We start from the raw sequence: 26,727 nt of genomic DNA, 5'->3' as shown, positions 1-26,727 counted from the left end.
CGTCAGGCAGGCAGTTGGTTGTGGCGGCGCAATTGGCGGATCAGGCTGGCGTGGTCCAGGTCACCGTCGCCGGCGTCCACCAGCGCGCTGAACAGGCCGTCCACCAGGGTCGCCACCGGCAGGCTCAGGCCCAGGCCGTGGGCGTGGGCCAGGGCGGTGCGGGTGTCCTTGAGCTGCCATTTGGCCGGGCCGCCAGGGGTGAATTCGTCGTCGATCATGCGTTTGCCGTGCTGGCGCCAGATGGGCGAATCAACGAAGCCGCCCATCAGCGCTTCATGCACCTTGGCCGGGTCGGCGCCGCCGCGTTCGGCCAGCAGCAGGCCTTCGGCGACGGTGGCGATGGTGCTGGCGACAATCAGCTGGTTCACCAGCTTGGCCAGCTCACCGCTGCCCGCCGGGCCCACCAGCACCGGCCGGCCCATGGCCGCCAGCACCGCCTGGCCCTGTTCGAACGCCTGCGGCGTGCCGCCGGCCATGATCGCCAGGCTGCCCTCGCGGGCGCCGCGTTCACCGCCCGACACCGGCGCGTCCAGGTACGCAAGGCCCAACTCGGCGCAGCGGCGGGCGTGGTCGGTGGCGTCGTCCACCGGTATCGAACTCATGACCACCACCAGCGCGCCCGGGCGCAGGGCCAGGGCGGCGCCATTGGCGCCAAACAGCACGTCGGTACAGGTCGGCCCGTCGCTGAGCATGCAAATCAGTACATCGGCGCCCTGGGCGGCCGCCGCGGCGCTGTCCAGCACTTGGGCGCCGTCGGCGGTCAGCGCCGCGGCCTTGGCCGGCGAGCGGTTCCAGGCGCGCACCGGCAAGCCTGCGCGCAGCAGGCAGCGCACCATGGGCGCGCCCATGATGCCGGTGCCGATGAAGGCGATTACGGGGTGGCTCATGCCTTGTCTCCAATCAGGGTGGCGTCGGCCGCAGGTGCCGGGCGGCGGGGCATCAGCATCATGCCGATGCCGGCCGCGCCCACCAGGGCGGCGATCACCAGGAAGCCCGGCGTGTAGCTGCCGGTGGTGGTGTAGAGCAGGCCGGTGATGTACGGCCCGGAGAAACCGCTGAGGTTGCCGATGGAGTTGATCAGGCCGATGCCGGCAGCGGCACCCACCCCGGTCAGCACCTGGCCCGGCACGGCCCAGAACACGTTGATGGCGCTGTACACGCCGATGGCCAGCAGCACGAAGCCGATGACGATGATCCACGGTTGGTTGATCAGCAGCGCCAAGGCGATCGACACCGATGCCAGCAACGCGGCGCCGCCGGCGTGCCAGTGGCGTTCCTGCAGGCGGTCGGAACGGCGGCTCCACAGAATCATCGCCACCGCTGCCAGGGCGTAGGGAATGGCGCTGATCAGGCCGTTCTGCATCAGCCCCAGGTCCAGCCCGAACGAGGCGCGGAACGACTGCAGCACGCTGGGCAGGAAGAAGTTCATGGCGTTGGAGCCCGAGGTAATGCCGAAATACACCAGTGCCAGCAGCCACACCTGGCGGTTGCCCAGGGCCTTGCGAATCATCTGGCCCTTGCTCAGGCCGGCGTCCACCGCCAGCGCCTTGCTGCGTTCTTCGCGCTCCAGGGTGTCCATCAGCCATTGGCGCTGTTGCGGCGTCAGCCAGTGCGCGTCGGCGGGGCGGTCGGTGAGGTAGAAGTAGCAGACCACGCCCAGCACAATCGCCGGCACGCCTTCGGCGATGTACATCAGCCGCCAGCCCACCACGCCGATGCTGTCGCCCAGCTGCATCAGCCCCACCGACAGCGGTGCGCCGATCACCTGGGCAATGGGCACGCCGAGGTAGAAGGTGGCGATCATCCGCGCCCGGTAGCGGCTGGGGAACCACAGCGACAGCAGGTAGATCACCCCGGGGAAGAACCCGGCCTCGGCGATGCCCAGCAGCACGCGCAGGGTGATGAAGTGCCCGGCGGTCTGCAGCAGGCCCATGGCGCCGGCGATCAGGCCCCAGGTCACCATGATGCGGGCAATCCACACCCGCGCGCCGAAGCGGTGCAGCATGATGTTGCTGGGCACCTCGAACAGGAAGTAGCCGAGGAAGAAGATCCCGGCGCCCAGGCCATAGATGGTCTGGTTGATGCCAATGTCCTGGTTCATTTTCAACGCGGCGAAACCGACGTTGGTGCGGTCCAGGAAGGCCACCACGAACAGCAGGATGAGGAAGGGCACCAGGCGCTTGGTCACGCGGCTGATGGTCTGTTTTTCAATGTCCAGGATGGCTGGATCGGGTGTGTTCATGTCGCGTGGCCTCGCCTTGTTATTGTTGTGGGGGCGTGTGCAAGCGGTGTCGGCTAGCGGGGTGCGGTGTCCTCGATGTGTGCTTGCACGATGGCGTCGAAGCTGGCGTCGGCGCTGAAGCCAAGGCCGCTGGCGTAGGGGGCTTCAACCTGGCTGGGCCAGCCTTCGACGATACGCTGGATGGTGGCGTCGGGTTCCCAGCGAATCAGTTTTACCGCCTCGGGGCCGGCCACGCGTTCCAGCGCCTTGACCATGTCGGCGACGGTGGTGGTCAGGCCGGGCAGGGGGATCACCCGCTGGCTGCCCAGGGTCTCGGGGGCCAGGGTCATGCCCAGCAGCATCGCTTCCACCGCGCGGCGCGGCGACGACAGGTACACCTGGGTGTCGGGGCGCACCGGGCACACGGCGGGCAGGCCCACCAGCGGCTCGCGGATGATGGAGCTGAAGAAGGTCGAGGCGGCCTTGTTCGGCTTGCCCGGGCGCACGGCGATGGTCGGCAGGCGCAGCACGCGGCCGTCGATGAAGCCTTTGCGCGCATAGTCGGCCACCAGCAATTCACCCACGGCTTTCTGCATGCCGTAGGAGGACTGCGGAGTCAGCGCGGTGTCGTCGTTGACCACCGCCGGCAGCGTGCCGCCGAACACCGCGAAGCCGCTGGCGTACACCACGCGCGGCTGCCGGCCTTGCTGGCGCAGGGTCTCCAGCAAGGTCATGAGGCCGTGCAGGTTGACCTGCATGCCCAGGTCGAAATCCGCCTCGGCGGCGCTGCTGACCACGGCAGCCAGGTGCCACACCAGGTCCACGCCATCGGTTACCCGGGCCAGGGTGGTGGCGTCGCTGACGTCGCCGGTAATCACCTCCACGCGCGGGTCCGTGGGCACGCCTTCGCCTTCGAAGGCGTCGAACAGCGCGATGCGTTCGATGGGCTTGGCGGCTTGGCCCTGCAGGGTGATGGTGCCCATGTCCAGCAGGCGCTGGGCCAGTTGCTTGCCGATGAAACCGGTGCCACCGGTGATCAGAATGCGCATGATGTTTTCCTTGTTGTTATCGATTCAATGCCCCGTAGCAGCTGCCGAAGGCTGCGTCCGGCCCACCGCTGTGGCGCACTGGACGCGGCCTGCGGCCGCTGCTACGGGTTAGTCGGCTTGGGTGGTGCGTTGGCATTGTTCGCCCAGGCCGCTGATGCCCAGGCGCATCTCCTGCCCTGGCCGCAGGAACACCGGGTTGGGCTTGATGCCCAGGCCCACCCCCGGCGGCGTGCCGGTGGAGATGATGTCTCCCGGCTGCAGTGACATGCAGCGACTCAGGTAGGCGATCAGCGCCGGAATCTGGAACACCAGCGTGCGCGTATTGCCGTTCTGGTAACGGTGGCCGTCCACTTCCAGCCACAGGTCCAGCTGGTGCGGGTCGGCGATTTCATCGCGGGTCACCAGCCACGGGCCGATGGGGCCGAAGGTGTCGAAGCCCTTGCCCTTGTCCCAGGTGCCGCCGCGCTCCAGCTGCCATTCGCGCTCGGAAACGTCGTTGATCACGCAGTAGCCGGCCACGTGGTCCATGGCACTGGCCTCGCTGATGTAGCGCCCGGCCTTGCCGATCACCACGCCCAGCTCCACTTCCCAGTCGGTCTTGTTCGAGCCGCGGGGGATTTCCACGTTGTCGTTGGGCCCGCAGATGGCGCTGGTCCACTTGTTGAAAATCACCGGTTCGCTGGGCACCGCCATGCCGGATTCGGCGGCGTGGTCGGCGTAGTTCAGGCCGATGCAGACGAACTTGCCCACCTGGCCCACGCATGGGCCGATACGCGGGCTGCCCGGCACCGCCGGCAGGCTGCGGGCGTCCAGTTGCGCCAGCTTCGCCAGGCTGGCGGCTTCCAGGGTGGCGCCGGCGATGTCCTGCACGTGGCCGCTGAGGTCACGCAGTTGGCCCTGGTCGTCCAGCAGGCCGGGTTTTTCCTGGCCCTTGGGGCCGTAACGCAGCAGTTTCATGGTCAGTTCCTGGTCAGGGGGATTAGTTGCTCATGCCGCCGTCGATGACGTGCACGCCGCCGGTGGTGTAGGCGCTGGCATCGGAGCCGAGGTACACCGCGAGCCGGGCGATTTCCTCGGGGGTGCCGAGGCGGCCCATGGGCTGGCGGGCGACGAAGGCCTGGTACACCTCGGCCTCGCTGCGCCCTTCGGCGCGGGCCTGCTCGGTGATGCGCTGGCGCAGCGACGGCGAGTCGACGGTGCCGGGGCAGATGGCGTTGCAGCGGATGCCCTTGACGACATAGTCGGCGGCCACGGACTTGGTCAGGCCGATGACCGCCGCCTTGCTGGCCGAGTAGGCGAAGCGGTTGGGCACCGCCTTCACGCTGCCCGCCACCGAGGCCATGTTGACGATGCTGCCGCTGCCTGCCGCCAGCATGGCCGGCAGCACGCCGCGGATCATGCGGTACATGGCGGTCACGTTGAGGTCGAATGAACGCTGCCAGGCCTCGTCGTCGCAGGCCAGCAGGTTGCCGCTGTGCACGAAGCCGGCGCAGTTGAACAGCACATCGAGGGTGCCCACCTGGGCGGTCAGTTGCTGCACGGCCTGGGCGTCGGTGACGTCCAGGGCCAGGGCCTGAATGCCCGGCAGGTCGCGCAGGCTGTCGATGCGCAGGTCGGTGGCTATCACCTGGGCGCCGGCCTCCTGGAAGGCCAGCACCGAGGCGCGGCCGATGCCCTGGGCGGCGGCGGTGATCAGAACGCGTTTTCCGGCAAGACTCATGGGGCGTGGTCCTTTTGTTGTTATCCGGCACAGTCCGAATACCCTAGAACGGCTTGCCGATAAGCGCCAATGAGATATCCTCAAGGTTCAATAACCGGGGGTTATCGCATGGCGGATGTTTCCTTCAACCAACTGTGCAACTGGCTGCGCTTTCGTCACCTGGTGTTGATCGACACCCTGGCGCGCACGCGCAACATGCACGCCACGGCAGAGCAGATGAGCATCAGCCAGCCGGCCGTGAGCAAGATGCTGCGCGAGGCGGAGAAAATGCTCGGCTTCGACCTGTTCCAGCGCCTGCCGCGCAGCCTGGTGCCCACCGACCTGGGCGTGCACGTGGCGCGCTACGCGCAAATCGCCCTGAACGACGCCCGCCATTTCGTCGGCCAGGTCAATGACCTGCGTGAAGGCGGCCACGGCCTGCTGAAAATCGGCACCATCTTTGCCCCCACCTCCCAGGCGTTGCCCCAGGCCATCGTCGGCATCAAGCAGCGCTGGCCGCTGCTGACCCTGGACGTGCTGGAGGGCACCAGCGCCAACCTGCTGAGCCTGCTGGAGCACAAGCAGCTGGACCTGGTGATCGCACGTTTCACCCTAGACCGCCACCGCCAGCTCTTCGACTTTCGCGCCCTGGCCCCCGAGCCGCTGTGCCTGGTGGCCGGCAGCCAACACCCGCTGGCCGGCAACAGCGACCTGCCGCTGGCCGAGCTGGGCAACTGGCCGTGGATCGTCTACCCCGCCGGCACGCCCATGCGTGCGCGCCTGGAGCGCGCCTTCGCCGAAGCCGGCATGGCCTCGCCGGGCAACACCGTGGAGACCATCTCCATGCAGACCACCCTGCAACTGCTGCAGACCGCGCCCATGCTGGCGATGCTGGCCGAATCCATGGTCGAACCGGACATCCGCGCGGGGAGGCTGACGCGCTTGAACCTGCCGTTCCCGTTGGTGCTGGATGATTACGGCGTGATCACCCGCCGCAACGAGGTGCCGGGGTGGGCGGCGCAGGCATTCGCCGATCAACTGCTGGGCGCCGCAGAACCGTAGCCGCTGCCGCCAGGCTGCGCTGGGCGGTGTGGGCGCTGGAGATTTGCAGCGTGGTGGGTGCTTGTCTTGGGTTTTGCAGCGCCGCGAAAATCGCGCGCCGCCCGCGCGGCGCTTCGCGGACACGGTCCGCTCCTACCGTTTGTTTCGGGCCAGTTTTGTCTGCGGGATCTCCCGGGACCGCCTTGTTGGCACTCACACAGATCTACAGCGAAAGCACAAAGCGGTCCCGGGAGATATCACTGCCATAATTGGCCCGAAACAAACGGTAGGAGCGGCCTGCGGCCGCGAAGCGCCGCGCGGGCGGCGCTCGATCTCAAGAACAATCAAAAAACATCGGCTAGCACCTGGTTGCCATCACGCGCACCACCCCGCAAAAACGCCCCCCGCGCCTCCACCACCGCACACCCTTCCTCCAGCAACAAATTCGCCGTATTCACCACCGCCTTCAAATCCTGATCATCACTGTTGCTCAGGGTCAGGCTGCTCAGGCTTTGCATCAGTTCGCGCGCGGTGCCGATGCGGTGCATGGCCAGGGCGTAGAGGTTAGCGATGGCGGGTGTGAGGAGCAATGCGGCGGGGGGTATTTGGGAAATGTCCTACAAAATAGCCGGCCGGCAAGCGCTTGTAGCCGATGCCGCAGGCTGCGCTGGCCTGGGTGAACCCTGAAAATCTCCAGCGAGGCAGGGGGCCAGCGCAGCCTTCGGCAGCGGCTACGGGTTGTCGCTTTTCAGGCGGGTTGGGCCTGGGCCCGTTGGTGCGTGCCATGCAGGTTGATGGCGCGATCAAACACCGCCATCAAACATCCCTGATGGGTAATCCCAATAACCCGGCAGCGGGGCAGCGCCTCGCGCACTACCCCCATCAAGCGCACCGCCGAGGCCTCGTCGAGGTGGCTGGTAGCCTCATCCAGGTACAACGTGTCCGGCCGGTGCACCAACGCCCGCGCCAACGACAAGCGCTGTTGCTCGCCAGCAGACAGCTGCCGTGCCCACTGCGCGCACTGCGCCAGGTCCTCGGCGAGTACCGGCAACCCAACCGCCACCAACGCCTGGCGCAATACTTCATCCCCTGGCACCTCGACATCGGGGTAGGCCAGCAACTCGCGTAAGGGCAGTACCGGCAGATACGGCGTCTGTGGCAATACCAGCGAACGCCCTGGTGGCACCTGCCAGCGCCCCTCGAAATGCGGCCACAACCCATGCAGGGTGCGCAACAAACTGGATTTGCCCACGCCACTGGCCCCCGCCAGCCGCACCCATTCCCCTGGCGCGATGCATGCGGTGACCGGCGCTGTCATTGGCTGCCCATCGGGGTACAGCACGCGCAGCCCTTCCAGCCGCAGGGTAGCCCCGACCACAGCCGCCGTGTGTGCCCGATGCTTGTCCATGGCCTGCTGAAACTGCCCCAGCCGCTCCACCGTGGCGCTCCATTCCGCCAGGCGCCAGTACATCTTGATAAACCAGCTCAGGGAGCCCTGCACGGCGCTGAATGCACTGCGGATCTGCATCAGGCCGCCCAGGGTGATGGTCTTCGCCAGAAACGCGGGCAGCGCCGCGAATACCGGGATGATCAGACTGACGCGGTCGTAGCTGACGGTGAACAGCCCCAGCCGGCATTGCCGGTCCATCAGCCGCCGCCAGTTGTCGGCAATCGCCTGGAACCGCGCGCGCAGGTAGTGCTGCTCGGCGCCTTCACCGCGGTACAGCGCGATCTGTTCGGCATGTTCGCGGTTGTGCATCAGCGCCGAACGAAAATCGGCTTCGCGACGTTGCTGGTCATAGTCCAGCCCTTTCAGCGGGGCGCCGATGAAGTGGGTGACCAGGGTACCCATGGCGGTGTAGGCCACGGCGATCCACACCAGGTAGCCGTGCACGGTGAGGGTATGCCCGCCAAGCTCGAACTCCTGCACGCCGGACAACTGCCAGAGGATCAGCACGAACGCGCCGACCTGCGCCAGGTTGGCCACGAACGACACCAGCAGCGTGATGCTGCGCGTCACCAGCAGGTCGATATCCTCGGCGATGCGCTGGTCAGGGTTGTCGGGGCCTTGGTCCAGGCCCAGGCGGTAGAAGGCCTGGTGCTGGAACCAGGCGGTCAACGTGTGTTCGGTCATGGCCCGGCGCCAGCGGATTTCCAGGGCCTTGCGCAGCCAGTCCAGGTACACGGTGACCGCCACGTAGCAGGCCAGGTAGCCGATGTACCGGGTCATCAGGGCGTACAGCGCGGCGGTGTCGAACTGGCCCAGGGTGTCGTAGAACGTCTTGCTCCAGGCGTTGATCCACACATTGATCTGCACCAGCAGCAGGCCCATGCCGATCAGGCTGGCCAGCATCACCCAGGCCAGCCATTGCTGGCGGCTGCGCCAGAACGGGCTGGCCAGGCGGACGAAGGTGCGCAGCACGTTCATGGCTGCACCGCCGTTTGCGCGGCGGGCAGTACGTGCAGGCGGACGCTGTTGTCATCGGCGGCCAGGCGCTGCGCCAGTTGCTGCAGGCGCTTGATGTCCAGGGGCGCGACGAGGCTGCTTTGCTGGCCCAGGTAGCGCGGGTCGCCCCAGCGCTGCTCGCTCAATATCAGGCGGCGCAGTTGAGTGTCGGGGTCGTCGCGGCGCAGGCGTTCCTTGAGCACCAGCTGTTGGCGCAGGCGTTGCAGCTGCGCCACGTCCAGGTTGCGCGGCAACTGGGCCAGGGTCTGGGTCGCCAATTGCCACAGTTCCTCCACCCGTGCCGGGTCGCACGTGAAGCCCAGGCGGCTTTCGATGCGCTGGGTATCGGGGTTGAGCTCGGCGGTGAAGTCCAGGCGGTAGATGCCGGCGGCGCGGGTGCGCAGGGCGGTCTTGAGCTGCTGGTTGGCCAGGTCGCGCAGCAGGGCGATGCCGACCGCGTCGGCGGGTGCCCAGGGCAGGGCGCTGTAGCGCTCGGCGGTAACGCGGGCGCGGGGTTCCAGGGCAATGTCCAGGGTGGCCGTGCGTTGCCCCGGACGTTGCAGGGCGGGTTGGCCAAGCAACGCGGGGCCGCGAGGGATCGACGCCAGTTCGCGGTTCACCAATGGCTCAAGCTGGGCAGGCTCCACGTCGGCCATCAAGTAGTACGTCACGGGAGCCTGTGCCAGGCGCTGCCAGTCGGCGTTCAGGTCCTCGACCTGCAAGGCCTCCAATGCTTGGGGCGTCACAGTCGGTTGAGGCCCGTGGCGCAGCTCGCTCAGCCGCGCGGCAGCGGCGTCGTTGGCTTGCTGGGGCAGGCGGCCGGCCAATTCAGTCGTCGCAGCGTTGAAGAGCTGGGGGGCGATCCGGGTTGCCGCCTGGCTCAGGCGGTAGCTTTGCAGCAGTTGGGGCAGCGCATCGGGTTTGGCGCTCAGGCTCATCGTCAGGCGTTGCGGCAGTTGCTCCGTGGACAATGGCACAGCATGGGCCTGGCGCCAGCGCTTGAGCACCGAAGCGTCCCAGCCGTCCGGCCCGCTTTCCTGGGCCAATTGCAGGGCCATCTGCGCGCGCCATGGGGCAATGTCTTTCAGGGCGTAGCCGGCTGACGACTGTGCCTTGAGCTGGAATTGGCCCGCGGCACCATTGCGACGCAGCCACACCAGGCGGTCGCCGTTGCTCAGGTTCCAGTGTTCGACGTGTTCGTTGGGGAACGAGTGGCGCTGGGTGACATGCCCAGGGGCCGCAGGCGCCGGCAGTTCCGGCAGGGGCGCAACCACGGCCGCGCTGGCTTGTGGCTGTGCAGCGGCAATCGGCTGCTGACGCAACACCGCGCGCTGCTGCTCAATCTCGCTGACGGTAGGAATCTGCACGGCCGTGAGGCCCCGGGCGCTGAGTTGCATCACCTGGTCCGGGGTGTCGGTCCACAGGCGCAGGCGCTGGTTGACATCGTCGAGGCTGATGCTGTCCAGCACTTGCAGGTAAGCGGTGGCGATGGCGTGTTTGCTTTGCACGCGCTTGTCGGTGATCGCAACATCGTTGAGGTCGTTGACCCACTGCTGGAAGCTGCGGCTGTCGGGTGCTGCGAGCATGCGCTGGGCGATGGCGCGCACCTGTTCGCGCTCGGCGTTGACGTCCGAGCGTTGCAGGCCATGACGACGCGCCCGTTCGATTTCTTCCAGCAATTGCGTCCAGGCCTGGCGATGCTGGCCCGGCTCGACGCCTGCAGCGATACCCAGCACGGTGGAGTAATCGCCGATGGTGGTTTTCTGCGCCGTCAGGCTGCGCACGCCGTCGGCCTTGGGCTGGCGCTGCAACTGGGCCACCAGCGCGGCCAGGGTCAGGCGATCGATCAGGCGCTGGCGCAGGCCTTCAGTGCCTGGCTGGCGGCTGGCGCTTTCGTGCAGGCGGAACAACAGCGCCACCTGGCTGCTGCCGCTCTGGCTGTCCTGCAACTGGAAGATCTTCAGGCGGTTGTCCAGCGGCAGGTCGCGGTTGTCGCGGGGCGGCAGGGCCTTGCCCGGTTGGGCGCCCAGGCTACGCTGCACCTGCGCCAGCACGGCGGCCGGATCGATGTCACCGACCACGTTCAGCACCATATTCTGTGGTTGGTACCAACGTTGCTGGAAGGCCTGCAATTGCAGCAGCGGGGCCTGCGCAATGGCTGCTTCGTTGCCGATGGTACGGTGGGCCGGGTAGCGCGAGCCCACCCGTTGCGAGGCGGTGCGTTGCTGGTTCATGCGCTGGGCCACGCCCAGGCCGCCGCGCCACTCCTCGACGACGATGGCGCGCTCGTGGTCCAGGTCGGTGGCGCGGTAGTCGGCGGCGAACACCAGGTCGCTCAGTGCCTGCAGGCCCTGGTCCAACTGCGCCACGCCACGGCTGGGGCTGAGCAGGTACTGGGTACGGTCGTAGTTGGTCTGGGCGTTGAAGTGCTTGCCCTGTTCCCAGCCCAGCGCCTGCATGCGTTCACGCACAGTGCCGGGCTGTTGGCCGTGGCTGTAGAACACCAGGTGCTCCACCAGGTGGGCGACGCCGATCTGCTGTTCGCTTTCATCCACGGAGCCGGCCTTGACGGTCAGGCGCAGGTCCAGGCGGCCGGGGTCATCGGTGGCGCGCACCAGGCGGTATTGCAAGCCGTTGGCCAGGGTGCCCTGCACCACGGCAGGGTCCCAGGCTACCGGCTTCCCGGCGGTGGGCAACGATGTGCAGGCGCACAGCAGCACCGGGCCCAGCAGGCCCGTCATCCATAATTTCATCAGGTTATCTCGTGTAGTAGGGCGATACGGTTAGAAGCGGTAGCCGACTTCAAGCCAGAACTGGCGGCCGGTCTCATAGGAGGTACTGCCCGAACTGCTGACGATGCCGTTGACCTTGTCCATGACATTGGTCACGTCCACCGAGGCGAACACCGCCTGCTGCGGGCCGGTGGGTACCTCCCAGTGCACGCGCATGTCCCAGGTGGGCGCGCCGGCGACTCGGCTCTTGCCGTAGACGCTCAGGCTTTCGCCGTCGATGTCGACGGTGTCGCCGGTGCTGGTGATCTGGTCATAGGGCCCGCGGTAGCGCAGGAAGTTGCTGAGGGTGAGGTGCCAGCGCGGCAGCTCGGTAACGGCGGTCAGGCGCGCGGTCCACGGCCGGTTGAAATTCGCCGCGGGCAGTTCGCTGTACTTCATGCGCGTGCCGTCGTAGATCACGTCGGCATCGACATACTGGCTGGCGGAAACCACCGAATCGTAATCGCCGTAGGCGTCTTGGGTGCGCGACCAGTCGAAGGCCAATTGCAGGCTGGTGCTGGTGTCGGCGAACTTGATTTCCTCCACCGGCGTCACCGTCAGGCTGACGTTGTCGCTGACGCTGGAACCCTCGTTGGTGTAGGTGTACCAGGTCGTCGCGAAATTGCTGTCGGCGGGCAGGTCCTGGGTCTTGGCGCTGGCCCGCACCACCTTGTCCTTGCCCATGCGGCGCACGTATTTCAGGCGCCAGTCGGCGGCCAGCCAGCGCTGGTCCAGGCCCAGCATCAACTCGTCGTCGTAGGGTATGTCCAGGGTCGAGAACTTGTTGGTGTTCTTCTGCACCGTGCTGGTCCAGGCGCCGGTGTAACTGCTGCGGGTGTTGGTGGTGATCAAGGCGTTGCGGCCGTCGGCCAGGCGGTATTTGAACAGGTTGCGCCCGTAGTAGCGGTTGGCGCCGAAGACCACCACGGTGCTGCGGTCGCCGAACACGTCATAGTCACCGGCGAAGCGCGGGGCGATGGTTTTCTTTTCCATGTAGTCGTCGCCCTCCAGGCGCAGGCCGGGGCGCAGGCCCAGCTTGCCCAACTGCACTTTGTCCTGCAGGTAGAAGGCGTATTTGTTTTCGTCCACTTCGATCGTGCCGGCCTGGTACACCAGCCAGGTGCTCGCATACTGGCGGGTACTGCCGTTGAGCAGCGGGCTGACCGAGCAGGTGCTGTCGCCGCTGCTGCAGGTGGTGCCGTCGTCGCGGCGGAAGTTGGTGATGGCATTGACCTCCTCGGGGCGCTCCCATTGTGCGTGGGTGTGGGACAGCTCGATGCCAGTGGTGAAGTTGTGCTCAAGGCCCAGCACCTGCAAGGGGAACCAGTCGGCCTTGGTCGACCAGCTCAGGCTTTGCTGGCGCTGATTGAGGTCGCCAAACGAGCCTTCGATGCTGCGTGCGTTGCTGCTGGTGGGGTTGCCCCAGTTCTTGGCTTCGGACCAGTACCACCAGGCGATGTTGTTGGCCTGCGACTCGCGCGAGCTGGTCAGGTCGGTCACCGCCAGTTTGTTGGTCCAGGTGGCGGCATCGCCGTCGTACACACCCTTGAATGTGCCTTGCCAGCCGCCGTTGTGGGTGGTCCAGGCAGAGTCATTGCGGTTGGCGACGAAGTAGGTGTTGTCTTCGGGGGCGTAGGTGAACGAGCTGTCCAGGGTCAGGCGTTCGTTGATGTTCCAGTGGGTCTTGATCAGGTAGTTGTCCTGCCGCCGGGTCTGGTCTTTCTGGTTGCCTTGGGTGGTGCTCTGGTAGCCGTCGGCGTAGGCATTGAGGCCGATGGTGGAGCGCTTCTGCGAGAAATTCAGCAGCACGCCGAAGTCGTCGGTCAGGTGGCCTTCCAGGGTGCCGCGCACGGTGGTCTTGTCGAAGTCGGGCTGGTACTGCTCGTCCGAGCTGTTGGCGAAACTGTCCTGGTCTTCGTCGCTGATGTGGTAGCGCGTCCACGCGGAGCGAGTCATGGACGCCGAAAGCTTGCCGTGCAATTCCTGCGTCGGCTGGCGGGTAATGGCGTCCACCACGCCGCCGTTGAAGCCGCCGTACTCGGCTGGCACGTTGCTGTCATAGACGTGCACCTCCTTGAGCAGGTCGGCGTCCAGGGCAATGCCGTGGGAGCGGCTGGGCGCGGCGTCGAACTGGCGTACGGCGCTGTAGTCATGGGCGCCGGGGTCCAGGTCGTTGTTGATCGACACGCCGTCGATCATGAAGTTGTTCTGGTAGTACTTGGCGCCGTTGATGCTGATGTCCGCAGGGGCGATCTCCCCGGGGGTGTTGGAGCTTTGCTGGCTGTTGTTGAACTGCACGGAGGGGTGCATGCGCAGCAGGGTGGTGATGTCGCCGTTGGCGCCGGGAAAGGCGTGGATGGCCTGTTCGCCGATCACTGTTTCGCCCAGGTAACCGTTGCTTTCGGGGTTGCCCAGCACCACGGTGTTGCCGATCTCGACCGGCTGGTTGGCGCCTTGCAGCGCTTCGGCGCGGCGCAGGATGATGCTGCCGTAGACGTAGTCCCAGCCGATGCCGCTGCCACTGAGCAGGCGGTCCAGGGCTTCGGCGTTGCTGAGGTTACCGCTGACGGCGCGCGAGCTGTGGTCGGCCAGCAGCAGCGAGTCGATGCTGACCTGCAGCCCGCTTTGCTGGCCGAAGCTGATCAGCGCGCTGGCCAGCGGTTGGGCGGGGATGTCAAAGCCACGGCTGGCTTGCAGTTCGCTGTCGCGGCGGTTGTCCAGCTCGGCGGCGTTCAACGGCAAGGCGCTGAATGCGGCGCAAAATCCGAGGATGCGCAGACGGTTGAGTTCGCGCCTGTGGTGCAGCTGTGCCATGGTGATTCCCCGTGCCAATCTTGAATGCGAATTGATCGCAGTTGATGTACGAGGCCAATGACGCGACAGCGCAAACGATTTTCAGAAAAAGATGAAAATAAAATCAGGGAGGGGGGCTTAGCGCGACACGATCCATAGATACCCACCCACCTTTCGAACATGCCCCCCATGCGCACCCAGCATCGCCTGCAACGCCAGCCCAGGCTCGCGCAGGTTGTACAGCCCGGTGATTCGCAGGTCCCCAAGCCCGGCATCATTGAGCACAATCCGCCCGGGCACATACCGCTCAAGCGTGCGGATCACGTCCCCCAGCCGCTGGTTGTCGACGATCAGTTGCCCATCGCGCCACGGCGCCACCTGGCTGACCGGCACGTGGGCGAGGGTAACGGCATGGCTGCGCTCGTCCACGCGCAGGGTCTGCCCGGCGGTCAGGCCCGGGCTCAGTAGCTGTTGGCGGCTGTCGGTGACCTGCACCGAGCCATGGTCCACTGCCACCCGTTGCCCGTCTGGCTGCAGTTCAACGTTGAACGCCGTGCCGGTCACGCGCACGTCAAGGCCCGCTGCCTGCACATGGAACGGCCGCGCTGCATCCGGCGCCACTTCGAAAAACGCCTGCCCACGCAGCAGGGTCACGTCGCGGCGGTGCTCGCCCAAGGCCACCTTGATGGCACTGCCAGCGTCCAGGCGCACCACGCTGCCGTCCGGCAATGGCACGCGCTGTTGCTCGGCCACGCCTGTGCGGTAGTCGGCCTGCAGGTTCAGCCACAGGCGCGGGGCCAAGGCCACCACCAGGCACGCCGCCAGGCCGGCAGCTAGCACCTGGGGCCAGCGTCGTCGTGGCTTGAGCGTTACCACTTCGGCGATGGGCTGCGGCCACTGCGCCGTGGTCGAGGGCAGCAACTGGCCGGTCAATTGCCAGACGCGCTGGGCCTTCTGGTACGCGGCGGCGTGCGCCGGGTCGGCTTCCAGCCACTGCTGCAAGGCACTGTGCACGGCCACATCGTCGGGCGCTTGCTGTACGCGCATCAGCCAGTGCAGGGCGGTGTCGCGCAGGTGGCTGGCCGGGTCCTTGTCGGTCATGGGGCAGGGGGCTTCCGTGGCAGGCAAAAGGGGCAAGGGTCGCATATCCCGTGTACCGCGGCTATGGTCGGGGGTATTCATCAGCGCTCCAGACGCTCCATGCAATGGGCCAGTGCGTCATGCACCAATTGGTGCACCAGGGCCGTGGATACCCCCAGGGTTTCGGCGATCTGCTGCAGGGTGAAACCGCCCAGGCGGTGCATCTCGAAGGCCAGGCGCGTGCGCTCGGGCAGTTCGGCCAAGGCATCGCTCAGCGCTTGCAGTTCATGCTGGCCGGCCACCTGGCGCTCGGGGCCGGCGTCCTTGGCTTCCAGGCCGTCCAAGGCGTCGTGGCCGTCGGGCTGGCGGCGTTCGGTGGCCAGGCGCCGGGTGAGGTCGTAGGCCAGGTTGCGCACCACGCGGTACAGGTAGGCCACCGGGTTGTGAATGGCCAGCGAGTCATCCAGGCGGTCGCCGAAGCGCAGCCAGGCGTCCTGCACCACGTCTTCGGCACGGGCGCGGCAGCCGGTGATGTGCGCGGCGTAGTCGATCAAGGCCGGACGGTGGGTCAGGTACAGGCTGAGTGTGTCAGCGCGCGCATTCACGGGGGATGGGGCTCTACGAAGGGGCTGGAAAGCCGCGCATGCTATTTCAAATGATATTCATTATCAACAATGAGGTTTGCGGTTTTCGGGGGAATTGTTTGGAGATGTTTCTGTGAGGGTATCTGGGCCGCCAGGTGGCTGGCTTGAGGTGTGTAGGGTTGGGGAAATCGAGCGCCCCTCAACCATCCTCAAGCACCGCGCAACCTTCTTCCAGCGACAGGTTCAACGGTGGGCAGGTGACCGGCAAGCGCTTGTAGCCGCTGCCGCAGGCTGCGTGAACCCTGAAAATCTCCAGTGAGGCAGGGGGCCAGCGCAGCCTGGCGGCAGCGGCTACGTGGCCGAGTTGAGGCCCAACATCACCTCCGCACACAACCCCCCACCCTCACGGTTATACAACCGCAACGTCCCCCCAAGGCTCTCGGCCAACTGCACCGCAATCGCCAACCCCAAGCCGGTCCCACCCGTGTCGCGGTTGCGCGAGCTTTCCAGCCGGTAGAACGGCTGCAGCACCTGCGCCAACGCCTCTTCGGGAATGCCCGGGCCACGGTCCAGCACGCGCAGGGTGCAGCCGCCCTCCGTCACCACCTGCACTTGGGCTGCGCCGGCGAATTTCAGCGCGTTGTCGATCAGGTTGGTCAGCAGCCGGCGCAGCGCCTGGGGGCGGGTGTCCAGCAGCAGGTTGCCTTCGGCCGCCAGTTGCACGTCCTTGCCGGTGTCGTGGTAGTCGCCCACCAGGCTTTCCAGGAAGGGCGTCAGTTGCAGGCGGCAGCTGGCTTCGCTGGACGGCTCGGTGCTGCGGGCGTAGGCCACGCCTTCCTTGACCAGGTGTTGAATCTCGCCCAGGTCGTTCCACAGCTTGTGCTTGTCGGGGCTGTCGTCCATGAACTCCACGCGCAGTTTCATGCGGGTGATGGGGGTTTGCAGGTCGTGGGAGATGGCGGCCAGCAGTTGTACGCGCTCTTTGACGTAGGCGGCGATGCGGCCCTGCATGCTGTTGAAAGCGATGGCGGCGTAGGCCACCTCGGTGGGCCCCTGTTCATCCAGGTGCACGGGGTGCTGCTTGAGGTCGAGGTTGTCCACTGCCTTCGCCAGGCGCGTCAACGGGCGGATAGCGGTGCGCACCGCCAGCCAGGTGGCTGCCAGCAACAAGGCCAGTTGGCCGGCAAGGGTCACCGGCAACCACGGCGACACCGGGCTGACCGAGGGGCGCACGTCGATGGTCAGCGGCTGGCCGTCCTTGAGCCGCAGGTGGGCCTGGTAGTGTGGGCGGCTGTCGGGAATGTCGCGAAAACTCAGGGCGTAGTCGGGCGCCAGGGTCATGCGCATGGACTGCACCGAGGTGGGTTCGCTGGCGCTGTCCATGGCCTGGCCGGGCACGCCTTCGTCCAGCTGGTAGCGGTAGTTGGGGCGCTCCAGGCGCTTGAGCCAGGCCGGACGTTCCGCCGCTGGCAGGCGGTCGAGGATGGCCACCGAGGTGGCGACGTCGCGCTCGAAGTTGCCCAGCATCAGGGTCTTGGCGCTGCTGTAGCGCTCGTACGCCTGCAGCGCCACGGCCAGGCCCTGGGCCAGCACCAGGCTGGTAAGGAAAATCAGCGACAGGCGCGAGGCGAGGGTGCGCGGCCAGCGCAGCTGGTACTTCACGGCGCGTCCCCGAGCAGTTGCACCGGGAAGCTGAACACGTAGCCTTCGTTGCGCACGGTCTTGATGTAGGCCGGGTCGCGGGCATCGTCCAGCAGGCGCTGGCGCAGGCGGCTGACCATCAGGTCGATGGAACGGTCGAACAGGTCGACGTCGCGGCCCTGGGTCAGGTTCAGCAGCTGGTCGCGGCTCAGCACCCGCTGCGGGTGGTCGAGGAACACCCGCAGCATGCGGTATTCGGCGCCGCTCAGGGCCACCACCGAATCGTCGGCGGCCAGCAGGTGCCGCGCCGTGGTGTCCAGGCGCCACACACCGAAGGCCAGTTGCCGCGATTGTTCGCTGACCACAAGGTTGGGCGGCAGCATGCGCGTGCGGCGCAGCACGGCGTTGATGCGCGCCAGCAGCTCGCGGGCCACGAACGGCTTCACCAGGTAGTCGTCGGCGCCCATTTCCAGGCCAATGATGCGGTCGGTGTCGTCGTCGCGGGCAGTCAGCATCAACACGGGAATGTAGCGGTGCTTGCCGGCGCGCAGCTCGCGGCACAGCACCAGGCCATCGTCGCCGGGCAGCATGATGTCCAGCACGATCAGGTCCACCTGGCCGGCTTCCAGGAAGCTGCGCATGGTCCGCCCATCGGCGGCCAGGGTCACCCGAAAACCGTTCTTTTTCAGGTAGTTGCCCACCAGCTCGCGGATGTCACGATCATCGTCGACGATCAATACGTGGTCGGCGCGGGAGTCCATGGCGGCGTCCTTGCATCAGGGGAGTGGTGGCCAGTCTAGCAAGGCGAGCAGGGGCTAATGTATCTGTTTGTATCTGGAGCTGGGCCCGATACATAACCCGGCTTTTGCCGCCCGCTGGCGAAACATGGCGAACACATGTGGCGGGCCAAATAGCGCCATCGAGAACACCACGCCAAGGAGCTCCACCATGTACAAGACTCTGTCCAAACCGTTCGCTGTCTCCGTGCTGGCCGCCGTGCTGCAACTCGGCGCCTGGGCCAACGCCAACGCCGCCGAAACCGCCGCCAACCAGATCGCGCCCATCGCCGTGGGCAGCCACACCTCGTTCGGCGCGTTGAAACACGTGAAGGCCGGGCTGCTGGACGTGGCCTACGCCGAGGTGGGGCCGGCCGATGGCCCGGTGGTGATTTTGCTGCACGGCTGGCCGTACGACATTCACAGCTACGCCGACGTGGCGCCGGCGCTGGCGGGCAAGGGCTACCGCGTGCTGATCCCGTACGCCCGTGGCTACGGCGACACCCACTTCCTGTCGGCCAAGACTTCGCGCAACGGCGAACCCGCCGCCCTGGCCCAGGACCTGATCGACTTCATGGACGCCCTGCACATCAAGCAGGCGGTGCTGGGCGGCTACGACTGGGGCGCGCGCACCGCCGACATCGTCGCCGCGCTGTGGCCCGAACGCGTCAAGGCACTGGTGGCGGTGAGTGGCTACCTGATCGGTGGCCAGGAAGCCGGCAAGGCGCCGCTGCCACCGGCCGCCGAACTGCAATGGTGGTACCAGTTCTATTTCGCCACCGAGCGTGGCCGCCTGGGCTATGAAAAGAATACCCACGACTTCGCCAAGCTGATCTGGAAGCTGGCCTCGCCGAAGTGGAACTTCGACGACGCCACCTACGACCGCAGCGCCGCCGCCCTGCAAAACCCCGACCACGTGCCGGTGTCGATCTTCAACTACCGCTGGCGCCTGGGCTTGGTGAAGGGCGAGGCGCGCTACGCCACCGTGGAGCAGAAACTCGCTACTTCGCCGGCCATCAGCGTGCCCACCATCACCCTGGAAGGCGACGCCAACGGCGCCCCGCACCCACCCGCCGAGGCCTACGCCAAGCGCTACACCGGCAAGTATGACTTCCGCCTGATCAGCGGCGGCATTGGCCACAACCTGCCGCAAGAGGCGCCCCAGGCGTTTGCCCAGGCCATCGTCGACGCTGATCATCTGTAAGCGCACGGAGGCGTCATGAAATTCAAGTCACTCGTGATGGGCTGCGCCCTGGCCGCCAGTGGCGCGGCCCTGGCCGCAGGCCCGCTGTCGCCGATCTACGGCGTGGCGCTGCCTGATGGCTACCGCAAGTGGGAATTGGTAGCCCCGGCGCAGGAGGCCGCGCCATTGAACGAACTGCGTGCGGTGCTGGGCAACGACACCGCCATCAAGGCTTACGAAGCTGGCACCCAGCCGTTCCCCGACGGCACGGTGCTGGTCAAGCTGGCCTGGAAGCATGTGCAGTCGCCGGAGTTCGAGCCAGCGTCCATCCCCGGCGCGGCCACCACGGTGCAGGTGATGGTCAAGGATTCGAAACGCTATGCCGCCACCGGTGGCTGGGGTTTCGGCCGCTTCATCAACGGCCAGCCGGCGGACGCGGCGCAGCACCAGACCTGTTATGCCTGCCACCAGGCCAAGGTGCAGGACCATGATCTGGTGTTTACCCGTTTTGCCCCGTGACCGCCTTGGACGCAGCCTTCGGCAGCTGCTACGGGCAACCCGCGTAGCAGCGGCCAAAGGCCGCGTCCAAGGCACCTGTGAATCACTTCAATACGGAGTCACCCATGAAAAAAGTCATCGCTGCACTGGCCTGTTCCGTCTGCCTGTCGGCCTTCGCCGAACCGGCCAAACCCACCATCGTCCTGGTGCATGGCGCCTTCGCCGATGCCTCCAGCTGGAACGGCGTGGTGAAAATCCTCGAACACGACGGCTACCCCGTAGTGGCCGCCGCCAACCCCCTGCGCGGGGTGAAGAACGACGCGGCCGCCGTGGCCAACCTGGTCAGCAGCATTCACGCGCCGGTGGTGCTGGTGGGCCATTCCTACGGCGGCAACGTGATCACCAGCGCCGCCGACCAGCAGGCCAACGTCAAGGCGCTGGTGTATGTCAGCGCCTTCGCCCCCGACGCCGGCGAAAGCGTGGCGCAGCTAGTGGGCCAGTTCCCCGGCAGCACCCTGGGCCCAACCCTGGCGCCACCGGTCAGCCTGGCCGACGGCGGCAAGGACCTGTACATCCAGCAGGGCAAATTCCACGACCAGTTTGCCGCCGACGTGCCCGCCGCCCAGGCCGCGCTGATGGCCGCCACCCAGCGCCCGCTGGCCCAAGGCGCGCTTGACGAGAAGACCGACGCGGCTGCCTGGAAGCACATTCCGTCGTGGTACATCTACGGCGACCACGACAAGAACATCCCGCCCCAGGCCATGGCGTTCATGGCCAAGCGCGCGGCGGCCAAGGCGGTGGAGGTGGTAAAGGGCGGCTCCCACGTGGTGATGGTCTCGCACCCCGGCGCGGTGGCGAAGCTGATCGAGACGGCGGCGGCAGCGGGTTGAGGGGCTCAGTCTTGCTGCAAATGTCGCTCTATGACCTGGGCTTCACCCGCAGGCCGGTTGCGCAGTCGTCCTGCCTGCCCTGCGCAAATAGAGCACCTGCACGCTGACGCCGATGATCAGCAGCACCAGCAGGCCGCCTTGCACACCCACCAGCAGCGGTGCGTGCGGGTCGGTCACGATGGGGTGGCCGTCCGGCACACGGCGCAAGGTTTCGGACACGGTGGGCACCATCAGCAAGAACGCCGTCAGGCTCAGCAGGATGGTTTCCAGGTAAACCCCCGCGCGCCCCAGCCATGGTAGGCGCCCCGCGGCATAACCCGTCAGCAGCACCACCAGGGTCACCGCGCCGATGATGTTGCTGACCGGTTGGTGGGCCACCAGGAACACGGTGCAGGCACCGATCACCATCGACACCAGGTACAGCAGCCCTGGGGTCGAGCGCGGCACGATGCGCCCATGGCGCCAGAACATGTAGGCGGCCAGCGGAATCGCCGGCAGGCTGCCGAGGGTGTGAAGCCAGCCAAGGGGGGAAATGCCGAACATGTGAATAGCTTCCGTGAAGTTGGATGAAAGGCACAGTCGCCTGCGTGGCGGCCGTGTGCCGATGTCGCCTGAAAAGCGATATGCTTGTGGCTCAGATTAACCATGGCATGGCCCAGCAGACATGACGGATTCCCTTGAAAGCTTGATCATTCATCCGGAAATGCAGTTGAAAGGTTTTGCTGCGGCGGACTTGCTGTCCCAGGTGCTGGCGAAAATTCGCCTGACAGGGGACCGCGTCTATTCGGCCGTGCTGCAGGCGGGGGACGCGTTGGTGCTGGATGAAAAAAGCGCCCATGTGTGCATGCTGCGCGACGGTGAGTTGCACATTCGCCACGGCGATCAGCCCGCAAAAACAGTACGGCAGGGCGACATCCTGCTGTTGCCGCACGCGCTGTCGGGGCTGGACATCACGGCGGGCGAAAGGCGTGCCGAGGTCGTGGTCTGCCGGTTCTGGTTCGACGCCAGCAGCTTCGAAGCCATGGTGTTCAGCCTGCCGTGGCTGATTCACCTCAGCCATGCCGACGCTGCGGCGTGGTCGGAAGGCATCCTGCATTTCATGTTGCTGGAAGCCAACGACACGCAACCGGGCGGGGCATTGATGGTGTCGCGGCTCATCGACCTGGTGGTCATTCGCATCCTGCGCACGTGGGTGCAACAAGGCGCGGCTGCGGGCTGGCTCAAGGCCTTGTCCGACCCCCGCGTGGCGCGGGCGTTGAAAGCCATTCACGAAGCGCCCGGCCAGCCGTCGAGCATCGCTGCGCTGGCAGCGATTGCCGGCATGTCGCGCTCCAATTTCTGCGAGCGTTTCAACGCACTTGTGGGGCGGCCACCGTTGCGCTACCAGAACGAGTGGCGCCTGGCGCTGGCGAAAACCATGCTGCTGCAGGGCCGGCACCGGGTGGGGGAGGTTGGCTTTGCCGTGGGCTATGAATCGGAAGCCGCGTTCAGTCGCGCCTACAAGGCTTTTTTCGGCCGCGCACCGCGTGACGACAACGCCTGCGCCGCCGATGACGGGCAGGGGTGAGGTGGCGGTAATGGGGCGCCAATAACCCCAGGTTATCGTTCAATGGAATGTTGTCATTGGGCAAACCCCATCACGCTGACTAGAGTGCAACGACGCCCGTGCCCCCGGCATGCAGGCGTCAACCGCTCAAAGAGGCGTGTCATGAAAACAATAAAAAGCTTCAAGACGCTGACCATCGTTTTTCTGTTCATGATCGGCGTGGTCAACTACCTGGACCGCAGCGCGCTGTCCATCGCCAACACCTCCATCCAGCACGACCTGGCCATCAGCCCCACGCAGATGGGCTTCCTGCTGTCGGCGTTTTCCCTGGCCTATGCGTTTTCCCAGTTGCCCATGGGCGCGCTGATCGACCGCCTGGGCAGCAAGCTGGCGCTGGGCGGCTCACTGATTGTGTGGTCGCTGGCGCAGGCCGCGTTCGGCCTGTTCAGCGGCTTCGGCAACCTGCTGGGCATGCGTGTGCTGCTGGGCATCGGCGAGGCGCCGGTGTTCCCCTCGGCGGCCAAGGCACTGTCGGAGTGGTTCGACACTCAGGAGCGCGGCACCGCCACCGGCTGGGTGTGGTCGGCCACCTGCATCGGCCCGTGCCTGGCGCCGCCGCTGCTGACGTTGTTCATGGTGCACCTGGGCTGGCGCGGCATGTTCGTGCTGACCGGCATCATCGGCCTGGTGCTGGCGGCGTGCTGGTTCACCTTCTACAAGAGCAAGGCGCAGTACATGGCCGAGACCGGCCGTGCCGAGCCACAGCCAGTGGTGGCGAAGGTCGCGCCCAAGCTGCGCTGGTCGGCGCTGCTGCGCGACCGCAATACCTGGGGCGCTTTCCTGGGCTTCATGGGCGTGATCTACATGATCTGGGTGCACCTGACCTGGATGCCCGGCTACTTCGAAAAAGCCCACGGGCTGGACCTGTACCGCACGGCGTGGGTGGTGTCGTTGGCCTACCTGTTCGGTGCCGCCGGCACGGTGGTGGCGGGCAAGGCCTGCGACGCCCTGGTGGCGCGCGGCATGAAGGTGCTGGCCAGCCGCAAGCTGGTGATCATCACCGGCCTGCTGGGCGGGGCGCTGTTCACCCTGATCGTCGCCTTCGCCAGCAACCTGGCGGCGTGCGTGGCCCTGCTGTGCGCGGCGCTGTTCTTCATCAACATCTCCAGCGCCACGGCGTGGATGATCGTCAACACCATCGTGCCGTCGGAGCGGGTGGCGTCGTTCGGTTCCATCCAGAACTTCGGCGGTTACCTGGCTGGTTCCATTGCGCCGATTCTCACCGGTTTCAGCGTGCAGCAGAGCGGCTCGTTCTCGTCGGCGTTCGTGATCAGCGCGGTGGTGGCGACCTGCTCGGCGCTGGCCTATTTCATCCTCCTGAAAGAACCCGGCACCCCCGTAGCAGCTGCCGCAGGCGGCGTCCGGGCACAGGCACGGTCGGCCTGATACCCCGCCGCTGCTACATCCTGTGGGAGCTGGCTTGCCAGCGAGCTGGTGGGGCCATAAAAGCTCGCTGGCAAGCCAGCTCCCACAAGACAGTTGTTTAACGCCGGCGACGGGAAAATCCGTCGCCTCATGGTTGCGGCTTGTTGGCCTTGCCCTGGCCACGCAGGTACATGGACTTCGCCAACTGTTCGCGTTCGTCCGCAGGCAGCGTTGCGGCGAAGTCGGCCAGGCTGGTTTCCACCCGGGCGCGCAGGGCCAGGTCGGCGTCGCGGGCGCGGCCCAGGTCGGCCACCAGGGCGTCGCGGTCCAGGGTGGGCGCGCGCAGTTGTTGCATCACGTCCTGGCGCGCCTGGCGGCCAGCCACAATCAGCGGCTGGCTTTGCTCGCGGGTCTCGCGCAGCAGGCGGCGCAGTTCGTGGCGGCGCTGCACGGGCAGTTGCACCATCACCTGGCGCAGGCCGTGCTGCACCACCGGGCCGACCACGGGCGCGGGGTGCGCCAGCCATTGGTAGAGGCCACCGGCGACGCCGCCAATGAGGAAAATATTCAGCACCAGCGAGGCGGTCAGCCAGGGCTTCAACGGGCTACGGGCGTCACTCATTGTTCGCTGTCCTCGGTGCTGATGGTGTAGACGATCTCGGCATCGTTCTGGTCGAAAATGCTCGGCAAGGCCTCGGCGCCGTTGCCCGTGGCCAGGCTCAACGATACGGCAAGCATGCCCGCGGCGATGCCGGCCACGCCCACGCCCAACAGCCCCAGCCGCGACCACAGGGTGTGATGGCCGCTGAACAGCGGGCGCCGCACCGGCAGGTTGGCTGACGCGGCGATGCGCGCACCCAGGGCGGGGTGGGGCGCCGGCAGGTGGTGGCTGTCCAGCAGGCTGTCCAGGCCCTGCGCCTGGGCCAGGCTGGCGCGGGCGCAGGCATCACCGCTGTCCAGCAGTGCCTGCGCCGGCTGGCGCTCGGCGGCAGGCCAGCGGCGCAGGTCGGCGCCGTAGGCATCGGCCAGGTAAGCAAAACGTTCGGGCGTCATCATGTGTCCCTCCCCGGGCCAACCGTTTCGGCGAGTTGGTTGCGCAGGTTGCGCCGGGCTCGCGATAGCAGGCTTTCCAATGCCTCGACACTGATGTCCATCAGCGCCGCTGCCTCGATGTTCGACAGTTCCTGGTAATACTGCAGCACGATGGCCTCGCGCTGGCGTTCCGGCAGGGCGGCAAGGGCGGCGGCCATGCGTTCGCTGCGGTCGTTGGCGTGCAGTTGGTCCTCGGGCGTGCCGGCCGGGTCGGCCAGCTCCGCCAGCGTGTCATCGTCGAGCGGCTGCGCCTTGCGGCGGCGCAGGCGGTCGTGGCACAGGTTCAACGCTACCCGGTGCAGCCAGGTGTCAAACCGCGCCTGCCCGGGGCGCCATCGGGCGGCCTGCTTCCAGATGCGCAGGAAGCTTTCCTGGGCCACGTCGCGGGCTTCGTCGGCATCGCCCAGCAGGCGGCTGGCCAGCGCCAGCAGCCGCGGCAGTTTGCGCGTTACCATCTCGTTGACGGCCGCCGGTTCGTTGTTGCCGATGCGGGCCAGCAACTCCACGTCCGGGTCAGTTTCGTTCAATCGCGCGTCTCGGTGAGTGGGCGGGGCGTCAACTCAAAGAAGGCCTCAGCGGGCCCAGTGGCCATCCACCCAACGCCAGCCCGGGCCGCGCTGCGCCCAGTGGCCGGGAATCCAGTGGCCGCCGCGCATCACCGGTTGCCAGTGCCCCGGTATCCACTCGTAGTGGTTGCCGGCCCAGCGCCAGTGGCCCTGGTCCCAGGCGTAGCCGGGGCGTTCACGGGGGAACATTTCGGCGCGCGGTGGCGGTGGTGCCTGGCGAATGATGATCTCGGTTTCGGCGAACGCCGGCACGCTCATCAGCGAGGCCAGGGCAAACGGGATGATCAAGACATAGCGTAGTTTGGCCAGAGGTCGGGCAAGTCTCATGACAACTCCTTCAGGCGCGTTCCACAGTGAACGCTGCTGATGGGTTTAACGGCCGTGCCGGCGCAATCCGTCGCACGAAAATGAAATTTTTTTCGGCGACGGATTTCACCCCCGTCCGGCGTTCAAAACAGTAACCGCCCGCCATGGGCGCTTGCCCCAACCAGAGGAATACCATCATGACCCGCCGCCTTGCCGTGCTGTTGACCGTGATCATGCTGACCAGCGTGAGCGGTTGTGTGTTTGCCCCCGGCCATCGCCATTGCTGCTGGCGGTATGGGGCCATCGAACAACCCTCTGAGGCCGCCAATCTAGCGTAGCAGCGGCCTCCGGCCGCGTCCCACGGGTGATGGGCGGGGCCAGGGTGTGTTAGTTTCGCGCTGGCACGCTAATTACCCGCAGGAGCACCCGTGATGAGCAAGCTGGATTGTGCCGCCCTGGCCGCCATGATCGACCACACACTGCTGGCGGCCGATGCCTCCAGTGCCCAGGTCACCCTGCTGTGCCAGGAGGCGCGCCAGCATGGCTTCCACGCGGTGTGCGTGAATCCCACGCAGGTCTACCACGCGGCGCAGCGCCTGCGCGGCAGCGGGGTGAAAGTGTGCGCCGTGGTGGGCTTTCCGCTGGGCGCGTGCGTCAGCCAGGCCAAGGCCTTCGAAACCGAATGCGCCATTGCTGCCGGTGCCGGCGAAATCGACATGGTGTTGAACATCGGCTGGCTCAAGGAAGGCCTGTTTGACCATGTGCGCGAGGATATCGCCCAGGTGCTGCACGCGTGCGGGACGGTGCCGCTGAAAGTCATCCTGGAAACCTGCCTGCTCGACGACATCCAGAAAATCCGCGCCTGCGAAATCTGCCGCGACCTGGGCGTGGCGTTCGTCAAGACCTCCACCGGCTTCAGCAAGGCCGGGGCGACCGTGACGGACGTGGCCTTGATGCGGCGCATCGTCGGGCCGGGCATTGGCATCAAGGCGTCGGGCGGGGTGCGTGACAGTGCCACGGCACTGGCGCTGATCGAGGCGGGCGCAACGCGCCTGGGCTGCAGCGCCAGCGTCGCCATCGTCAGCGGCGCTTGACTGTATGCCCCAAGGCCCACCGCGTC

General features: G+C 66.5%; 26 protein-coding genes. 8 read left to right on the top strand and 18 right to left on the bottom strand.

Going from position 1 to position 26,727, the window contains the following annotated elements; translation table 11 throughout:
- Positions 1-2: 2 nt before the first annotated feature.
- The 5 genes from AC0SZ7_RS19555 to AC0SZ7_RS19535 all read right to left on the bottom strand — a co-directional run bounded on the left by AC0SZ7_RS19555 (position 3) and on the right by AC0SZ7_RS19535 (position 4,990).
- On the bottom strand, positions 3-887 hold the full coding sequence (locus tag AC0SZ7_RS19555; protein ID WP_475505932.1) for an NAD(P)-dependent oxidoreductase: 885 nt from the start codon (positions 885-887) through the stop codon (positions 3-5).
- Positions 884-2,242 carry an MFS transporter gene (locus AC0SZ7_RS19550; protein ID WP_475505931.1) on the bottom strand — a complete coding sequence of 453 codons (1,359 nt, stop codon included), beginning with the start codon at positions 2,240-2,242 and terminating at the stop codon, positions 884-886. Before AC0SZ7_RS19550 ends, AC0SZ7_RS19555 begins: the two co-directional genes overlap by 4 nt.
- Positions 2,243-2,295: 53 nt before the next feature.
- On the bottom strand, positions 2,296-3,270 hold the full coding sequence (gene denD / locus AC0SZ7_RS19545) for a D-erythronate dehydrogenase (protein WP_475505930.1): 975 nt from the start codon (positions 3,268-3,270) through the stop codon (positions 2,296-2,298).
- A gap of 108 nt (positions 3,271-3,378) precedes the next feature.
- Entirely contained in the window at positions 3,379-4,227 is an 849-nt protein-coding gene (locus tag AC0SZ7_RS19540; RefSeq protein WP_475505929.1) for an ureidoglycolate lyase, read from the bottom strand.
- 22 nt (positions 4,228-4,249) lie between these two features.
- Entirely contained in the window at positions 4,250-4,990 is a 741-nt protein-coding gene (locus AC0SZ7_RS19535) for an SDR family oxidoreductase (RefSeq protein ID WP_475505928.1), read from the bottom strand.
- A 108-nt stretch (positions 4,991-5,098) separates the two neighbouring features.
- Here AC0SZ7_RS19535 and AC0SZ7_RS19530 point away from each other — a divergent pair, with 108 nt between their 5' ends.
- Positions 5,099-6,031, top strand: coding sequence for a LysR family transcriptional regulator (locus AC0SZ7_RS19530; protein ID WP_416423472.1), 933 nt, complete (start codon positions 5,099-5,101; stop codon positions 6,029-6,031).
- Between the two features lie 323 nt (positions 6,032-6,354).
- Here the strand turns inward: AC0SZ7_RS19530 and AC0SZ7_RS19525 are convergent, their stop codons facing one another.
- From AC0SZ7_RS19525 to AC0SZ7_RS19490, 8 genes are all read right to left on the bottom strand, one after another.
- On the bottom strand, positions 6,355-6,558 hold the full coding sequence (locus AC0SZ7_RS19525) for a hypothetical protein (RefSeq protein ID WP_475505927.1): 204 nt from the start codon (positions 6,556-6,558) through the stop codon (positions 6,355-6,357).
- A gap of 200 nt (positions 6,559-6,758) precedes the next feature.
- Complete coding sequence (locus tag AC0SZ7_RS19520; RefSeq protein WP_475505926.1) at positions 6,759-8,438, bottom strand: ABC transporter ATP-binding protein/permease; 1,680 nt, start codon at positions 8,436-8,438, stop codon at positions 6,759-6,761.
- Positions 8,435-11,209, bottom strand: a complete 2,775-nt coding sequence (locus tag AC0SZ7_RS19515; protein WP_475505925.1) for a M16 family metallopeptidase — start codon at positions 11,207-11,209, stop codon at positions 8,435-8,437. Before AC0SZ7_RS19515 ends, AC0SZ7_RS19520 begins: the two co-directional genes overlap by 4 nt.
- Before the next feature lie 30 nt (positions 11,210-11,239).
- Positions 11,240-14,041 (bottom strand): TonB-dependent receptor plug domain-containing protein, encoded by a 2,802-nt coding sequence (locus tag AC0SZ7_RS19510; RefSeq protein WP_475505924.1) that lies wholly within the window; start codon positions 14,039-14,041, stop codon positions 11,240-11,242.
- A 117-nt stretch (positions 14,042-14,158) separates the two neighbouring features.
- Positions 14,159-15,121 (bottom strand): FecR family protein, encoded by a 963-nt coding sequence (locus tag AC0SZ7_RS19505; protein WP_475505923.1) that lies wholly within the window; start codon positions 15,119-15,121, stop codon positions 14,159-14,161.
- Between the two features lie 80 nt (positions 15,122-15,201).
- Positions 15,202-15,705, bottom strand: coding sequence for a sigma-70 family RNA polymerase sigma factor (locus AC0SZ7_RS19500; RefSeq protein ID WP_475505922.1), 504 nt, complete (start codon positions 15,703-15,705; stop codon positions 15,202-15,204).
- A gap of 330 nt (positions 15,706-16,035) precedes the next feature.
- On the bottom strand, positions 16,036-17,346 hold the full coding sequence (locus AC0SZ7_RS19495; protein ID WP_475505921.1) for a sensor histidine kinase: 1,311 nt from the start codon (positions 17,344-17,346) through the stop codon (positions 16,036-16,038).
- Positions 17,343-18,086: a response regulator gene (locus AC0SZ7_RS19490; RefSeq protein WP_475505920.1), complete on the bottom strand. Its 744-nt coding sequence runs from the start codon at positions 18,084-18,086 to the stop codon at positions 17,343-17,345. Before AC0SZ7_RS19490 ends, AC0SZ7_RS19495 begins: the two co-directional genes overlap by 4 nt.
- A gap of 187 nt (positions 18,087-18,273) precedes the next feature.
- Between AC0SZ7_RS19490 and AC0SZ7_RS19485 the strand changes: the two genes are divergently transcribed.
- The 3 genes from AC0SZ7_RS19485 (at position 18,274) to AC0SZ7_RS19475 (ending at position 20,672) form a co-directional block, all read left to right on the top strand.
- Complete coding sequence (locus AC0SZ7_RS19485; RefSeq protein WP_475505919.1) at positions 18,274-19,305, top strand: alpha/beta fold hydrolase; 1,032 nt, start codon at positions 18,274-18,276, stop codon at positions 19,303-19,305.
- 15 nt (positions 19,306-19,320) lie between these two features.
- Positions 19,321-19,803, top strand: coding sequence for a cytochrome P460 family protein (locus tag AC0SZ7_RS19480; protein WP_475505918.1), 483 nt, complete (start codon positions 19,321-19,323; stop codon positions 19,801-19,803).
- 104 nt (positions 19,804-19,907) lie between these two features.
- The gene (locus AC0SZ7_RS19475; protein ID WP_475505917.1) at positions 19,908-20,672 is read left to right on the top strand and encodes an alpha/beta fold hydrolase; all 765 of its coding nucleotides are present in this window, start codon (positions 19,908-19,910) and stop codon (positions 20,670-20,672) included.
- A 42-nt stretch (positions 20,673-20,714) separates the two neighbouring features.
- On the opposite strand, the gene AC0SZ7_RS19470 is transcribed toward AC0SZ7_RS19475, so the two are convergent.
- Complete coding sequence (locus tag AC0SZ7_RS19470; RefSeq protein ID WP_475505916.1) at positions 20,715-21,215, bottom strand: hypothetical protein; 501 nt, start codon at positions 21,213-21,215, stop codon at positions 20,715-20,717.
- 121 nt (positions 21,216-21,336) lie between these two features.
- Here AC0SZ7_RS19470 and AC0SZ7_RS19465 point away from each other — a divergent pair, with 121 nt between their 5' ends.
- Together AC0SZ7_RS19465 and AC0SZ7_RS19460 are read left to right on the top strand one after the other, a co-directional pair.
- Positions 21,337-22,239 carry an AraC family transcriptional regulator gene (locus tag AC0SZ7_RS19465; protein WP_475505915.1) on the top strand — a complete coding sequence of 301 codons (903 nt, stop codon included), beginning with the start codon at positions 21,337-21,339 and terminating at the stop codon, positions 22,237-22,239.
- A 141-nt stretch (positions 22,240-22,380) separates the two neighbouring features.
- Entirely contained in the window at positions 22,381-23,664 is a 1,284-nt protein-coding gene (locus tag AC0SZ7_RS19460; RefSeq protein ID WP_475505914.1) for an MFS transporter, read from the top strand.
- Positions 23,665-23,791: 127 nt separating this feature from the next.
- Here the strand turns inward: AC0SZ7_RS19460 and AC0SZ7_RS19455 are convergent, their stop codons facing one another.
- From AC0SZ7_RS19455 to AC0SZ7_RS19440, 4 genes are read right to left on the bottom strand one after another with little or no spacing between them, the layout of a single operon-like run.
- Positions 23,792-24,265, bottom strand: a complete 474-nt coding sequence (locus AC0SZ7_RS19455) for a periplasmic heavy metal sensor (RefSeq protein WP_475505913.1) — start codon at positions 24,263-24,265, stop codon at positions 23,792-23,794.
- Positions 24,262-24,696 (bottom strand): hypothetical protein, encoded by a 435-nt coding sequence (locus AC0SZ7_RS19450; protein WP_475506056.1) that lies wholly within the window; start codon positions 24,694-24,696, stop codon positions 24,262-24,264. The genes AC0SZ7_RS19455 and AC0SZ7_RS19450 overlap by 4 nt, the downstream gene beginning before the upstream one ends.
- Positions 24,696-25,262 carry an RNA polymerase sigma factor gene (locus AC0SZ7_RS19445; protein WP_475505912.1) on the bottom strand — a complete coding sequence of 189 codons (567 nt, stop codon included), beginning with the start codon at positions 25,260-25,262 and terminating at the stop codon, positions 24,696-24,698. Before AC0SZ7_RS19445 ends, AC0SZ7_RS19450 begins: the two co-directional genes overlap by 1 nt.
- A 45-nt stretch (positions 25,263-25,307) precedes the next feature.
- Positions 25,308-25,628: a YXWGXW repeat-containing protein gene (locus AC0SZ7_RS19440; RefSeq protein WP_475505911.1), complete on the bottom strand. Its 321-nt coding sequence runs from the start codon at positions 25,626-25,628 to the stop codon at positions 25,308-25,310.
- A gap of 176 nt (positions 25,629-25,804) precedes the next feature.
- Here AC0SZ7_RS19440 and AC0SZ7_RS19435 point away from each other — a divergent pair, with 176 nt between their 5' ends.
- Positions 25,805-25,945 (top strand): hypothetical protein, encoded by a 141-nt coding sequence (locus AC0SZ7_RS19435; RefSeq protein ID WP_475505910.1) that lies wholly within the window; start codon positions 25,805-25,807, stop codon positions 25,943-25,945.
- 93 nt (positions 25,946-26,038) lie between these two features.
- On the top strand, positions 26,039-26,701 hold the full coding sequence (deoC, locus tag AC0SZ7_RS19430; protein ID WP_475505909.1) for a deoxyribose-phosphate aldolase: 663 nt from the start codon (positions 26,039-26,041) through the stop codon (positions 26,699-26,701).
- The last annotated feature ends 26 nt before the right edge of the window (positions 26,702-26,727 follow it).

This window comes from Pseudomonas sp. JC1203, assembly GCF_056175065.1.
This window is presented reverse-complemented; position numbering and strand designations above follow the sequence as displayed.